The sequence below is a fragment of the Paenibacillus popilliae ATCC 14706 genome (genome assembly GCF_000315235.1).
Classification (GTDB): Bacteria; Bacillota; Bacilli; order Paenibacillales; family Paenibacillaceae; genus Paenibacillus_B; species Paenibacillus_B popilliae.
In genome coordinates this window covers 1-13,205 of the sequence record NZ_BALG01000133.1, presented here as the reverse complement: position 1 = coordinate 13,205, position 13,205 = coordinate 1, and the positions used below count along the sequence as shown (strand labels likewise).

Here is a 13,205-nt window from a genome sequence, read left to right as displayed (position 1 = left end):
TTTTAAAAATGAAACTGAAAAAAGGTTTAGTGGCAACGGGTCTATCTATTGCATTACTAGCTTCTGCAGGGTCAGCACTAGCTGCTACAAAGTATGGCCCATCTTCACCAGTAGTCCCCAGATTAGGTGGTAATTAGTATTCAAATAGTCACCCTGCAAGTGGCTCAACGCAAGTAGTTGAAATGGGATCAATTGGTGGGAATAAAGATATTTACGGCACAATCAATGACACTTCTAAAAACAATATTTCCGATGAGACGGCATTACCGAAATACAACACTACAAATATTTATAGCGATGCATATAGGAATCAAAACATTATGCTTATGCTTGAAACATCTGCACTTAATCCTGTAGATACCCAGTGTACATTTAGTTGGACACCTTAAGTTTGCCGTCGAGCAAGGGAACCGGATACAAGTTCTCTTGCTCTTTACTAAATTTATTTATGTATTGGGGTGAGTTAAGGGTTGTTACAAATGGTACGGATGGAGCTGTTTAGGACGTTTTGTAGGTGGGCATTTATAGTTCCATTTATGATTATTATTGCTTTTTTTATTATAGGGATGGAATCTTATTTCAGTCCCCGACACCCTAACTTTTTTTCAGCGTATTTTTACGCTCATGGTGCTGGAGCAGATAGTTTTCTTGCAGGAGTATTCCCGTTAGCTGTAACCTTATTGGTTGGTCATTCATTGGCGTGGGATCGTAAGACTGGATTTTACAATTATGGACTGATTAGAACCAATTATCGCCGTTTTATTGGGGGTAAATTTATAGCCGCAGCTATTACTTCCTTTATTTTGGTATGCGTAACGGAATTGTTAGCCTTCGCTTATGCCGTGCTTAGATATCCAACCTATGATATTTCACATATTCAGATTGCTTATGCGCTACCTTTGTACAAGGAATTGCCGTTCGTCTATATTTTGCTAATTATTTTTAATACAGTACTAGCAGCTATCTGCTTCTCTTTCCTCTCGATTACATTATCTACCCTACTAACAAACATTTATCTTGTCGTTGCGCTTCCGTGGTTATTTGCTTTTTTACTGCAATTCTTCTTATATATTATTTCGGAAATCAAGTATGCTCCTCTCGATTTGCTTGGGATATACATGATAAGAACCGCTTATCATTATAGTATCTTTGAAATTGCTATTGTTTGGGGGGGAACAGCGTTATTCCTCGTCATCATTACATTCAGTATCTATGCTGCTGTTAAATTCAAAGTGAGGGAATCGCAAAATGCCATATGAAAGCAAAGGAATTTTAATAAAAACGGTCTCAAAAAAACTCGGTCGTAAACAGATTTTACAGCATGTTCACTTGGAAGTACAGCCTGGTGAAACCGTTGGCATTACGGGGGAGAATGGCAGCGGAAAATTTATCTATGCGGATCAGGGTGAGGTTTATGTAAACGACGGATTGTAATATGAAGTGCGACAGCTAAAAAAATGGCCCAGGGAAGATTCGTGTACAATGGGAGTTACCACACACACACCATTACACAAGGAGAATCTCATTATGGGTTATAAACATCTTAGCATAACGGAACGATCTAAACTAGAACTGCTTGTACAAATGAAATGCTCTTTACGCGAAATTGCCAAAAAACTTGGCCGCCATCCTTCCACGATTGGTCGAGAAATCAATTGAGGCCGCGTGAGTTGATAGTTTCGCTTTTAGTCCTTTTTGGGCAATAGATTATATCCATTTGATTTATGTTTCTTAGGTTGTACATTTTTATTAATATATTTCATATCTGAAAGGAGATTTTAAAAATGAAACTGAAAAAAGGTTTAGTGGCAACGGGTCTATCTATTGCATTACTAACTTCTGCCGGGTCAGCACTAGCTGCTACAAAGTATGGCCCATCTTCACCAGTAGTTCCCAGATTAGGTGGTAATTGGTATTCAAATAGTCACCCTGCAAGTGGCTCAACGCAAGTAGTTGAAATGGGATCAATTGGTGGAGAAGATAAAGCTATTTTTGGTACTATCTGTGACTCTTCAAAAAATAACATTTCCCCTGAAACTGCATTACCTGAATACAATACTACAAATATTTATAGCAGTGCTTCTAAAGGTCAAACCATTATGCTAATGCTAGAAACTTCTTTATGGAATTATGTAGATACTCAATGTACGTTTAGTTGGACACCATAAGTTTATTGGTTTGCTGTCAAGCAAGGGAGTTTTTATAATAACCCCCTTGCTTGACTACTAAAATTGTTACTGGAGTGAGTTAAGGTTGTTAAAAATTGCACAGATGGAGTTATTTAGAATATTTTGTAAGTGGTATTCTATAATTCCATTTATAATTATCATTGCATGTTTTATTCAAGGACTAGAAACCTATTTTGATCCAATACACCCTAACTTTTTCTCAGCATACTTTTACGCTCATGGTGCTGGAGCAGAGGCTCTTCTTGCAGGAATATTCCCATTAGCTGTAACCTTATTGGTTGGTCATTCATTGGCATGGGATCGCAAGACCGGATTTTACAATTATGTCATGATTAGAACGAATTGTTGGAAATTTATTGGGAGTAAGCTTGTATCAGCAGCCATTAGTTCCTTTGTTTTAGTATGTGTGACAGAACTAATTGCCATGGCTTATGCAATGGTAAGATATCCAATCTATGATATTTCCCACAGTCAGATTGTTTATGCACTTGATCTCTACAAAGCAGACCCTTTTGTCTATGTTTTGCTAATTATTTTAAATACGATATTGGCAGCTATCTGCTTTTCTTTCCTCTCAATTACATTATCTACCCTACTAACAAACATTTATCTTGTCGTGGCGTTACCTTGGTTATTTGCTTTTATACTGCAATTTTTTTTGTATATTATTTCAAAAATTAGATATGCCCCTCTAGATCTACTTGGGATATATATGTTAAGAAACGATTATAGTATCTTTGAAATTGCTATGGTATGGGGAGGAATATCCCTATCACTCGTCATCATTACATTCAGTATCTATGCTGTTAAATTCAAAGTGAGGGAATCGCAAAATGCCATATGAAAGCAAAGGAATTTTAATAAAAACGGTCTCAAAAAAACTCGGTCGTAAACAGATTTTACAGCATGTTCACTTGGAAGTACAGCCTGGTGAAACGGTTGGCATAACGGGAGAGAATGGCAGTGGAAAAACAACGTTATTACGGATTATTGCCGGAATTATCTATGCGGATCAGGGTGAGGTTTATGTAAACAGAAAAAAAATACAGCCCGGATTTGTCGGTAATATTCCGACTTCGATTGGTATTTTAATTGAGCACCCGGCATTTTTGCCCCAGTTCACCGGTTTTGAGAATCTATATATGTTAGCTGGAATTAGAAATAAAATTAGTAAGCAGACGATTACAGACTGCATGCAACAAGTCGGTCTTGATCCGAACAACCGTAAATTAGTAAAATCATATTCTGTCGGAATGCGACAAAGACTCGGAATTGCCCAAGCCATCATGGAACAACCACAAGTGTTGCTACTCGATGAACCAACAAATGGGTTAGATGAAGCTGGCTTAACGATGTTTTATGAGCTTTGGAGTGAACAAGTGCAACGCAAGACGGCGATTATCCTCGTCTCTCATCAAAAAAGCGAGATTCAGCAATACTGTGACAAAGTATACCTTATTGAGCATGGCCATTTATCTTTGTCGCAGGAACATAGAACATCCAGTTGGACCATCGTATTGAAAAGTATGGAGGAACTGGAGCGTATGTATCAAGTTACCCCTACGTTGCAATTAACGGATCGAGTGCATGGAAATCCGGCCTGTATCATTAGTGGAACATGGGAGAACCGTGCTCAAGTAGACCATTACTTGAAGCAGAACAACATCGTAGCAGTAGAAGTGAACATACGCACATGATTACTTTTGAGGCTTATCAACTGATGATCCGGAGAAAATGGAGATGGGCATTTATTATATTTATTGTAGCCATATATGCTCTATTGCAGTTTTTATATTTGCCTGAGCCAGATATTGTATCCATATATTCATTTTTAATCCTGTTATTCAACCAGCATTTTTTTGCTATGGTGCTTGTTCCGATGTTGTTCTTAATCATCATTACGGACTTGTTATTACAAGATCAAAGGACGGGATATGTTCAATACACTTTTGTGCGCAATCGTTCCAGACTGAGCTGGTTCATGGCCAAAATCATCGTTCTTTTTTTATCCGCTTTTGTTTTTGTAACTACCAGTTTTGGCGTTGTGATTGGAATTGGAATGATGGCGAACTTGCCTTGGGGATTTGATGAATTTGTAATCCAACTCGAGACGCCTCCTGCTGTCAGTGCCATCAGTATGTTTGGGTTATACATCTTCACCTTGAGCGGTTTTGGCAGTTTGGTTATCTTTTTATCAATATTATGGAGCCATGTGGTTTGGGTCTGGGTTGTCGGTTCTACCCTTGCCTTAGCCTCCTATCTCATCTGGTTTAACATGAGCCAGGAATGGGTAGCTTGGCTACCAACAACGCAGATTATGTATTTTTTACATGTCCCTAATAATAAATTCGCTCCGATAGATGGATTTACTATGAAATGGTCTATTACCTATACGTTCATGCTTTTTGTAGGTTTCGGGCTCATTAATTTTTCGGTGGTGCGCAAAAAAATGTTAATACATTGATATAGGTAGGTTACTATGCTGCAACAATTAAAAATGTATGGTCACATCGCTGTTCGAGGACGAGATATTGTCTACATCATTGGGTTTTTCATACTGTTAGCCGTCTTAAAAGCATCCTTGCTCTACTATACAAAAACAACTTTCTCGCTGTCCCTGGGGATGTGGGAGTTTATATTTTTTTCATTTGGCGGTCTACATTGTTATGATTCTTATCTGCTAATGATAGGCTGGGTGCTTCCCTTTTTTCCACTCGTCTATGTTAGCTATAATTTATTTAGTAACCATCCGGTTTATGAAGTTTATATATATACACGCATGAATACACGCTGTAGCTGGTGGTTAGGTAAAACAGTGGCTCATATTTGTCTATCTCTTGGCTATAGTTTTATACTTGTCATGGTTCATTTTATCATTGGATTTCTATTTTTCTCTTTTTCGACAAAAATAGATTTACATGCACTTGGTTATCAGGAGACTACTTTCGTAACCATCTCGCCATATTCCCTTATCGCAGTAGGTATTGTGTTCATTGCAGGAATGGTGTCCTTTTCCCTATTCACGCAATTTGTTACTACGTTTTTTCAAAATCAATTCTCAATCTATATCATTTGGACGGTACTCGCCTTTGCTTTGTGTCATTTGTATCTACTCGGTGTAATTCCGCGAAGGTTATCCCCGATGATGTATGCTTCTTCCATTGATTTATTGGGCACTACCCCAGTTTCCCCTTATCTGCTTCTCGTCGAATTTGGATATAATCTGTTGGTCGCAGCGATCGGTATCTGCTTCGGTTATTGGGTACAACTGCGAAAATAGGCCACCTCACAGTTATCCATAGCTTTGATTTCCAACCCTGGCCACTGTACTTTTTGCGGGTTGTTGGACATCTCCTTACGGAGTCCCGAGCATTCACCAAGCTCGAGCATAAAAATGTTGTTGCGTATGTAATGCAACCAGATTCCCATGCTCGGCCTGACGCTCTCGTAGCCTTGTCTGCCTGTGCTCCAGAGGTGGAAGTCGCCCCGTCTCATCTTACGCTCCCGTGGGCGGCTGCTGGGAAAGCAGTTCAGCCGCCCCAACTCCAGATGACATCTCTTTGCGGGCTCTTGTTACTTTTTCTAGCGATTCTATCCCGTCATGGCGAACGGTAGACGCTTACGCCTCCGACAACACGTACTCGGCAATGGTGCGAACCATAACCCCGGTAGCGCCCTTCGGATCGACTCCGCGGCCGCTGCTCAGGAAGGCAGTACTCGCAATATCGAGGTGAATCCAAGGCAGGCCGTCCGCGAACGTGCCGATGAACAGTCCGCCCGTAATCGTGCCCGCACCGCCTGGAATGGCGTTGCGCACGTCGGCTACGTCGCTTTTAAGCATATCCCAATATTCCTGGTGGGACGGTAGCTGCCACACATATTCGTTCGTGTGCGCCGCCGCTTCCTGGAAGCGGGCGAAGAAGGCGTTGTCGTTCGTGACGACTCCCGTCGAGATGCTGCCGAGCGCCACACTTACGGCCCCTGTCAAGGTTGCCACATCGATAATCTTGTTGGCGCCGAGCTCCTTGGCATACGTCATGCCGTCCGCCAACACGAGGCGGCCTTCCGCATCCGTATTCAACACTTCAATCGTGCGTCCGCTGTAGGAAGTGAGGACATCCCCCGGCTTCAGCGCGTTGCCTGCCGGCATATTTTCGGCCGAAGCGACGACGCAGACCACGTTCACCTGCGGCTTCAGACGGCCGATAGCCGCCATCGCGCCCAACACGGCAGCGGCTCCTCCCATGTCGCAGATCATCTCATCCATATTGGTGGAGCGCTTCAGCGAGATGCCGCCGGTGTCGAACGTAATGCCCTTGCCGACAAGACCGCACACCTCCTTCCATCCCGGCTTGCCCTGGTATTTCAAGGCGATCATGCGCGGCGGATTGGACGAGCCTTTGCCGACGCCCAGCAGGGCACCCATGCCCTTCGCCTCGATCTCCTTCTCGTCCAGCACAAGCGCCTCGAAGCCGAACTGCTTCGCCAATTCCATCGCCGTCTCCGCGAGGCGGCTTGGGTACAGCACATTGCCAGGCAGATTCGTCAGATCGCGCGCAAAGGTCGTTCCGTAGGCATAGGCATGCCCGCGAACAACGCCTTCGTTCCATGCCTTCTCATCAAGGCCTTCTCCGACCAACACCAGTGCTTCAACGCAGTGAATTGGCTTAGCGTCTTTCCTGTACGTCACGCGCTGGTATGCTCCGAGCAAGAAGCCTTCCACCATGACATGCGCCATCGCAGCCGCCTCTTCGCCGGCTGACTTCTTCAGCTCGTCCGGCACGATTACCGCGATGCGCGACAGCTTCAGCTTGACCGCTTCGCGCGCGGCTTCCGCGAGCATCAGGCGCACCTGCTTCGTCGCAAGCGCCTCGTCCTTGCGGCCGACCGCAATGAGGACGGGAGCCTTCTCTTGGCCTGTTGCCGCGACATACGTCTTGCAGCAGCCTGCCTCGAACAGCCCGGCCTTCACCGCGGCCTGACAAGCCTCCGCTCCCGGGAACCCGGAAGCTTGCTCCAGCTCGGAGCGGGATCCAATGACGACAATGCCGTCCGCTTCAATGTCGGTTACAGCCTTCGCTTGCATCTGAACGGTAACCTTGTCCAGCCAAGCTACATTCGATAAGTTCACGTATGAATCATCCCTTTTGCTTATATTGAAGTTGCCATAGTATCAATACTACCATATTTTCCGTAATTCGGGCACGGCCATTTTGCTAGCGGAAATTTACCGATGCCGCGGCAGTGCTGACTCGGGCGATTACGATAGGATTAAAGGAAGCTTAATAACGAATTCCGTCCATTCTTTTACCTTGCTGTTTACATCAATAATCCCTCCATGATTTTTAATAATGCGGTAACTGACTGACAATCCCAAGCCGGTGCCCTCTGTCTTCGTCGTGAAGAAGGGGTCAAATAAATGCTCCAGCGTCTTCTGCTCCATGCCGATTCCGTTATCCCGTATTCGGATGGCGATATACCTGCCTTCCTTCTCCGTTGTGATGCGAATCCGGCCCTGGCGATCTTCCTGCATGTGTCCGATCGCTTCAATCGCATTGCGGACAATATTCAAAATGACCTGCTTAATCTGCTTCACGTCAATCGATACGCAATACGTGACGCCATGAAGAGCCTCTTCCAGCTCGATTTCGCAGCCTTGCATCAACGCTTCGCTTTCGGTAAGAAGTACGACTTCGCGAAGCAGGGGGGAGATGGGAACTTCTGAGGTCATTGGGGCGGATGGCTTGGATGAATTCAGAAATTCAATTATGATGTCATTCGCGCGGTCAATCTCCGCGAGAATGATTCGTGCATACTCTTCCTTGCCCAGATGTATCAAATGTGGGCGCAACAACTGGATGAATCCTCGAATCGACGTAAGCGGGTTCCGTATCTCGTGGGCAATGGCGGCCGCAAACTTGCCCAGGATCGCCAGCTTGTCGTTCTGATACGCCGTCTGCTCAATCCGCTTGAAATCCGATACATCCTTGATAATGAATAAAAAATCGCCGTCCAACTGCTCCCCGTAAGTAACGCTAATTAAGTAATGCCTGTCATTCCGGTCAGAGAATTCATGACAGCGCTTACGCACTAAAATGGTATCTTTGTACAATCGCACTATTTCTTTACGCTTGTCCTTTTGGAGCAGAGGATGGAACAGTAATTCCCGCAGACTGCAGCCGATGAGCGCCTTGCAGGGAATATCAAGCAGCTTGGCGGCCTCCACATTGATAAACGAAAGAACGCCGCTCCGATCGAACAACACAATGCCGCTATCCAATTGCTGAAGCACACTTTCATATTTATTGTGCGCCATCTGGGTGGAATACAATGCCTGTGCGGACCGAAACCAAGGTTCGCGAATCGGGTCTAATACCAATATGATTCCCTCCTTGCTTCCCTGTTCTGCCTTATTAGCCATAATCCATTCCATGAAATACAGAAACGAACGATGCATCATTTTCATGGCCGCACCCGTCTCTACATGGGACAGCACGGTAAACATAGCTTCCTCGTGGAGGCTCCATACCATCTCCGGATTCAGCGGAGCGGCACGGGCAGTCTCCCGTGCAAGGTTCAACTCCCTTATTCCACCGTACAGCATATAACGCCTGACTCCTTCGACATATCGAAGCTTCCATTCCGACCGTTCACACTCTGCCTGTACGCTTATCGAATTCATACGGGATTCACCTCATTTACAGCAACCTGTTCCGTTCAGCAAGATCAATTCCAACAGTTCCATCATAGTAAACTTTTGGCAAAAACGTCAACCCTAGATAATGTCGAAAATATACTAAAAAACTCGTATCCCATAAAAGTAACTTAAAGGATGGCGCGCCTACAGCCCCAAACGAAAAAAAGGCGACCCGGTCATGTATCGATGCCCGTCATCGCAGTTGTTCCTGCGACGGTCCCGTACGTCCGCGTGTCGCCTTTCCCTATGTTGAACTCATCCATTTGTCTGGCCCCTATTCTGTCTACGGCTTCGGGAGCTGCGCCTTGTGCCGACTCATCAGCGCGAGTCGCCGCTTCAGTTGCGATTCCCATTCCTTATCCTTCCACTGCTTGGCCAATGCCAGCAGATCGAGCGCATTGTCGATTTGGTTGCGGACCAGCTCGATCGGATCGTCCTTCTCATGATTAATGCAGTTCTCGAACAGTTGACTGTCGTCCGTAGCGACGTACTCCTTGAAGTTCACCTCCTCCATCCCATCGCTATGAGCATACTCCGCCAGAATTTCGTACTCATTTCCTACGAGAAAATGCACCTCGATACAGTGGCATACCGGACACAGCAACAGGGGAACATTTCGTATGCGAGTACGGTAATGCTGAAGCGTGCCCTTCGTTCCAATCATGCTTGCTCCACAACAGAAACTCATGTTCTCCCTCCTCGGTATGTATATAAGGCTTCTGCATTCGGCCATCTCTCCGTTGTCTTATTAGCTTATTCGATACGTAAGCGGTTAATTCCTTCAATGTCTCGTCTGCCCACGTCTAATCATACGCTCTGCCGGCATATAGATGTGACAATAACGATTTTCAAAGGGAGGTTTGTCGATGAAGCCTGACATGCTGTTCATTGGTTCGAAGCAGATTGACTATGTTCCAGTATGACGAAGCGAGCGGGCAGCTCTATATTCATTACGCAACCGGGTGAACGGATGCCTGTTGCTGTGTCTCCCCGCATTGGTATGAGCGGCTGCTCCATTCTGAGAATCGCTATGACGCTGTCGTCCAGTTGACGGTTCGCTCGCGCTCGGAATCAAGTGATCAAAGAGTTCACCTGATGGCGAAGAACTCGGACACTCTGTTCGCGTACTGGCATATCTCCCCGCGCAGACGGGCTGCTGCGGAACGGCATCCATTCCGCTTCATCCGGAATCATGCCGCTCAAGTCCGAGGCCGGCACTCTATTCGAGCAATTTTCCGTATATACGCTATATTCCAAGCATGAAGGAGTCCCCGCATGATCACAACGGTTCCGCTTGGCAAGCATCATACTTCTCCCGCTCGTACGGGGCAGATCGCTCTTCTTCTCCATGCCCATCTGCCTTATGTGCGTCATCCGGACCGCAGCGGCACGCTGGAAGAGCGGTGGTACTTCGAAGCCGTGTTGGAGACGTATCTTCCACTGCTGGATCGGTTCCGGCGGCTTGAGCGGGATCGCATCCCGTTCCGGTTGACGCTCTCGCTGTCCCCCATCCTGCTCGCCATGATGGACGATCGTCGGCTTCACGAGCGGTTCGAAGCGCATCTGGCTCAATCCATCCGCCTCGCTTCCTCCGAGCTCGAGCGGCTGGCGGCGGGAGCGCTGCGGCAAGTCGCCGCCATGTATCTAGAGCGCTGGCGGCGGTACCAAGCGCTGTACCGGGAGTGGGGTGGGCATCTCATCGACGGCTACCGCCATTATATGGAGCAAGGCCATCTGGAGTGCATCACCAGCGCCGCGACCCACGCCTTCCTGCCTTACGTGAAGCAGTAGAAGCTCGTTCGCGCCCAACTGGAGACCGGGCTGCAGGAGGCGGAGCGCCATCTCGGTCGGCGGCCGATGGGGCTGTGGCTGCCCGAATGCGCCTATTCGCCCGCCCTCGCGCCGCAACTGCAGGCCTGTGGTATCCGCTATGTCGCCGTCGCGTACAACACCTGGGCGAAGGCGAACCCGGTTCCGGCCTCCCTGCCGTACGCCCCTGTCATGACGACGGGAGGCATCGCGGCGTTCGCCGGGGATCCGAAGTCGTCACGCCAAGTGTGGAGCAGCCGCGAGGGCTATCCCGGAGATGCCGACTACCGGGAATATTACCGGGATATCGGCTTCGACCTCGGCTGGCATGACGAGGCGGAATGGAACGATATCCGCCCATATCTGCTGGAGGACGGCAGCCGGCTTACTACCGGGCTCAAATATTTCCGGATTACCGGACGCTGCTCGGCGGGGAGGCGAACGATAAGGAAGGGAGCGCCCTTGAGCAGCGTTTCGTTCGGATGAACGCTCCGGATCCGGCCGTGCAGGTGCTGATGCTCGCCTGGGAGTTCCCGCCGCTCGTCGTCGGCGGACTGTCGCACGCCGTTTACGACCTGTCGCGGCATCTCGTGCACGGGGATTGCGAGGTGCACGTCCTGACCCGCGATGTCCCCGGGTCTCCGGCGTACGAACGGATGGACGGCGTCCATGTCCACCGCGTGGCGATGCTGGCTCCGCTGACGCCTCCCGCCTTCATGGATTGGGTCTTCCAGATGAACGCCGCCCTGAGCGATGGCGCGGATGCCATTATCTAACACAAGAACAAGTTTCCCCGGCGGATAAGCCGCGAGGATCTTCTGGAGAAAGGCAAAAAAAGTTTCAGCCGTAGCGTGTTCGTCTTCTTGCCAAATGATTCGTTGCTTCCCGCGAAGAAACCAGGTTTTCTGAATCGCTTGATAATCCCGATTGTGCTTGGCTGTAAAGCCGACCTCGTGGGGCACCGAATAGGCGACGGTCTGCTTCAACTGATCTTGCTGTTCCTTGGTTAACCGAGTAGGAGCACCAGATCAATGCTTGAGCCGCAAGGCGGCCAATCCGCCGTTTTCGTACGCATGAATGTAACTGCTCACCGTCATTCGATTACGATTCAAAATTTCAACGATTGCCATCATGGGTGTGCTTTTCTAGTGCAATTAGATGGCTTGATATCCCACTTTGTCCGTTTCTTTATCTGTTTCTTATTCGATAAATGGTTCATTTTTGCTTGCCAAGGCTTGCTAAGAAATTTGATTCAACTCTTCTGCTCGCCATACTCGCTTGTGATTATCTCCTTACTATCCCAAAAAACCCGAGAGAGGGCACTTAAGTGTCCATCTCTCGGGTCACAGTTCACCCTCGATCTTCTTACCTCTGTTATGATAAACTATTTATTCAGTTTATCATACATTCTTTTCAGGAAAACGGCTGCTTCTGCTCTTGTTACTTGTTGCGTTGGATTTAGCTTATTTGTCTTGCTTGAAAGAATGCCTTCTGCGATCAGGGAAGAAATTGCCGCTTTTGCATTACTATTCAATTTTTTAGCATCTGTATAACCCTTCAAGGCGTTCGGTTGACCGGCTTTCAGCTTCATTCCATTTGCAATCATGGCTTTATACAACATCACCATAACATCTTGTCTTGTCATCGTTTTGTTCTTTTTGAAGCCAGAAGCCATTTTTTGCAAGAAGCTTTGCTTTGAATTGTTAAACAATCTTTGCACGAATATTGTCATTTGACCATGCGTTACTTTGGCAGTAGGAGAAAATTGACCTGCTGCTGTTCCCGCAATAATGCCTTCTGCATGTAAGAACTCAATCGATTCACGCGCCCAACTGTGTTTTTTCAGGTCAGTGAATGCCGGTTTGGTTTGCGTCCTTTGCGGCGTAGAACTTCTTTTTTGAACCGAGTCGCTCGGTGTTTTCACGTTTTGCTTGCTCGGCGGAGTAATGGATTTTTTATCATCGTTACTGCTTTTCTTTTCTACAGTTGTTCCACTTGCTTTTGTTTTACCACTAGTAGTGCCCTTTTTCGTTACAGTGCTTGGGCTTGGGCTTGAGCTTGAGCGAGAACTTCTGCTTGATCTTGAACGAGAACTTTTGCTTGAAATGCTGGATGATTGTGGCACATCAAATGTTGCTTTTGTCTCCGCAATTGCTGCTTGCCCAGAGCCTTTAACACCAGTTACCGTTACTTGATACTTACTTCCAGCTTGAAGTCCCTCTAGCTGTAATACAACCGTGCTTTGGGCTTGACCCGCAACATAACCATATTTTGCATTTTTCACTTTAACCTTTGTGTCTTTTTCAAATTTCCCGTTGCTATGCTTTTCCAATGTGTAGCTAGCTATAGTTTCAGCAGAGGCGACATCTAACTCACCATCGAACGTCAGTGTCAAGTCTTTTCCTTTCAACGCTGCCTTATTGCTAGCTAATCCTGTTGCTGGTGTATTTTTCGTTCCAGTGCCTGAGCTTAAGCTTGAACTACTGCTTGAACTGCTGGATGTCTGTGGC

General features: G+C 46.8%; 13 protein-coding genes and 2 pseudogenes. 10 read left to right on the top strand and 5 right to left on the bottom strand.

What is annotated here, in order from left to right; translation table 11 throughout:
* The first annotated feature begins 479 nt into the window (after window positions 1-479).
* The 8 genes and pseudogenes from PPOP_RS09840 to PPOP_RS09815 all read left to right on the top strand — a co-directional run bounded on the left by PPOP_RS09840 (window position 480) and on the right by PPOP_RS09815 (window position 5,469).
* Window positions 480-1,259: a hypothetical protein gene (locus tag PPOP_RS09840; protein ID WP_042228286.1), complete on the top strand. Its 780-nt coding sequence runs from the start codon at window positions 480-482 to the stop codon at window positions 1,257-1,259.
* A complete protein-coding gene (locus tag PPOP_RS09835) occupies window positions 1,249-1,434 on the top strand; it encodes a P-loop NTPase family protein (protein ID WP_006286136.1) in 186 nt (61 codons plus the stop codon). The genes PPOP_RS09840 and PPOP_RS09835 overlap by 11 nt, the downstream gene beginning before the upstream one ends.
* Window positions 1,435-1,527: 93 nt before the next feature.
* A pseudogene (locus PPOP_RS25120) lies at window positions 1,528-1,653 on the top strand (helix-turn-helix domain-containing protein); the annotation flags it as partial.
* Window positions 1,654-1,784: 131 nt separating this feature from the next.
* Window positions 1,785-2,168: a hypothetical protein gene (locus PPOP_RS21895; RefSeq protein ID WP_006286134.1), complete on the top strand. Its 384-nt coding sequence runs from the start codon at window positions 1,785-1,787 to the stop codon at window positions 2,166-2,168.
* Window positions 2,169-2,253: 85 nt separating this feature from the next.
* Window positions 2,254-3,033, top strand: coding sequence for an A22B family peptidase (locus PPOP_RS09830; protein WP_006286133.1), 780 nt, complete (start codon window positions 2,254-2,256; stop codon window positions 3,031-3,033).
* Complete coding sequence (locus tag PPOP_RS09825) at window positions 3,023-3,886, top strand: ABC transporter ATP-binding protein (RefSeq protein ID WP_006286132.1); 864 nt, start codon at window positions 3,023-3,025, stop codon at window positions 3,884-3,886. The genes PPOP_RS09830 and PPOP_RS09825 overlap by 11 nt, the downstream gene beginning before the upstream one ends.
* Complete coding sequence (locus PPOP_RS09820) at window positions 3,883-4,653, top strand: ABC transporter permease (protein ID WP_042228283.1); 771 nt, start codon at window positions 3,883-3,885, stop codon at window positions 4,651-4,653. Before PPOP_RS09825 ends, PPOP_RS09820 begins: the two co-directional genes overlap by 4 nt.
* A gap of 15 nt (window positions 4,654-4,668) precedes the next feature.
* Window positions 4,669-5,469: a hypothetical protein gene (locus PPOP_RS09815; RefSeq protein WP_042228281.1), complete on the top strand. Its 801-nt coding sequence runs from the start codon at window positions 4,669-4,671 to the stop codon at window positions 5,467-5,469.
* A 339-nt stretch (window positions 5,470-5,808) separates the two neighbouring features.
* Here PPOP_RS09815 and PPOP_RS09810 read toward each other — a convergent pair whose 3' ends face one another.
* The 3 genes from PPOP_RS09810 to PPOP_RS09800 form a co-directional block, all read right to left on the bottom strand.
* Window positions 5,809-7,320 carry a leucyl aminopeptidase gene (locus PPOP_RS09810; RefSeq protein WP_006286131.1) on the bottom strand — a complete coding sequence of 504 codons (1,512 nt, stop codon included), beginning with the start codon at window positions 7,318-7,320 and terminating at the stop codon, window positions 5,809-5,811.
* A 129-nt stretch (window positions 7,321-7,449) separates the two neighbouring features.
* Window positions 7,450-8,610, bottom strand: a complete 1,161-nt coding sequence (locus PPOP_RS09805) for an ATP-binding protein (RefSeq protein WP_422730636.1) — start codon at window positions 8,608-8,610, stop codon at window positions 7,450-7,452.
* A gap of 559 nt (window positions 8,611-9,169) precedes the next feature.
* Window positions 9,170-9,574, bottom strand: a complete 405-nt coding sequence (locus tag PPOP_RS09800; protein ID WP_006286129.1) for a hypothetical protein — start codon at window positions 9,572-9,574, stop codon at window positions 9,170-9,172.
* Between the two features lie 587 nt (window positions 9,575-10,161).
* On the opposite strand from PPOP_RS09800, the pseudogene PPOP_RS20480 reads away from it, so the two are divergent.
* Together PPOP_RS20480 and PPOP_RS24155 are read left to right on the top strand one after the other, a co-directional pair.
* A pseudogene (locus tag PPOP_RS20480) lies at window positions 10,162-11,181 on the top strand (hypothetical protein).
* Window positions 11,178-11,471 (top strand): glycogen/starch synthase, encoded by a 294-nt coding sequence (locus PPOP_RS24155; RefSeq protein WP_006286126.1) that lies wholly within the window; start codon window positions 11,178-11,180, stop codon window positions 11,469-11,471. The pseudogene PPOP_RS20480 and the gene PPOP_RS24155 overlap by 4 nt, the downstream one beginning before the upstream one ends.
* 252 nt (window positions 11,472-11,723) lie before the next feature.
* Here the strand turns inward: PPOP_RS24155 and PPOP_RS25890 are convergent, their stop codons facing one another.
* Window positions 11,724-11,825, bottom strand: coding sequence for a helix-turn-helix domain-containing protein (locus PPOP_RS25890; protein WP_422730635.1), 102 nt, complete (start codon window positions 11,823-11,825; stop codon window positions 11,724-11,726).
* Between the two features lie 254 nt (window positions 11,826-12,079).
* Window positions 12,080-13,205: S-layer homology domain-containing protein (locus tag PPOP_RS09785; protein ID WP_148277896.1), on the bottom strand; the 1,126-nt coding region annotated here is incomplete at its 5' end.

What these genes read in the sequence shown, in the direction of transcription:
- PPOP_RS09840 (WP_042228286.1), top strand. Translation starts at nt 480, where the DNA reads ATGGTACGGATGGAGCTGTTTAGGACGTTTTGTAGGTGGGCATTTATA.
- PPOP_RS09835 (WP_006286136.1), top strand. Translation starts at nt 1,249, where the DNA reads ATGCCATATGAAAGCAAAGGAATTTTAATAAAAACGGTCTCAAAAAAA.
- PPOP_RS21895 (WP_006286134.1), top strand. Translation starts at nt 1,785, where the DNA reads ATGAAACTGAAAAAAGGTTTAGTGGCAACGGGTCTATCTATTGCATTA.
- PPOP_RS09825 (WP_006286132.1), top strand. Translation starts at nt 3,023, where the DNA reads ATGCCATATGAAAGCAAAGGAATTTTAATAAAAACGGTCTCAAAAAAA.
- PPOP_RS09820 (WP_042228283.1), top strand. Translation starts at nt 3,883, where the DNA reads ATGATTACTTTTGAGGCTTATCAACTGATGATCCGGAGAAAATGGAGA.
- PPOP_RS09815 (WP_042228281.1), top strand. Translation starts at nt 4,669, where the DNA reads ATGCTGCAACAATTAAAAATGTATGGTCACATCGCTGTTCGAGGACGA.
- PPOP_RS09805 (WP_422730636.1), bottom strand. Translation starts at nt 8,610, where the DNA reads ATGGCTAATAAGGCAGAACAGGGAAGCAAGGAGGGAATCATATTGGTA.
- PPOP_RS09800 (WP_006286129.1), bottom strand. Translation starts at nt 9,574, where the DNA reads ATGAGTTTCTGTTGTGGAGCAAGCATGATTGGAACGAAGGGCACGCTT.
- PPOP_RS24155 (WP_006286126.1), top strand. Translation starts at nt 11,178, where the DNA reads ATGAACGCTCCGGATCCGGCCGTGCAGGTGCTGATGCTCGCCTGGGAG.
- PPOP_RS25890 (WP_422730635.1), bottom strand. Translation starts at nt 11,825, where the DNA reads ATGGCAATCGTTGAAATTTTGAATCGTAATCGAATGACGGTGAGCAGT.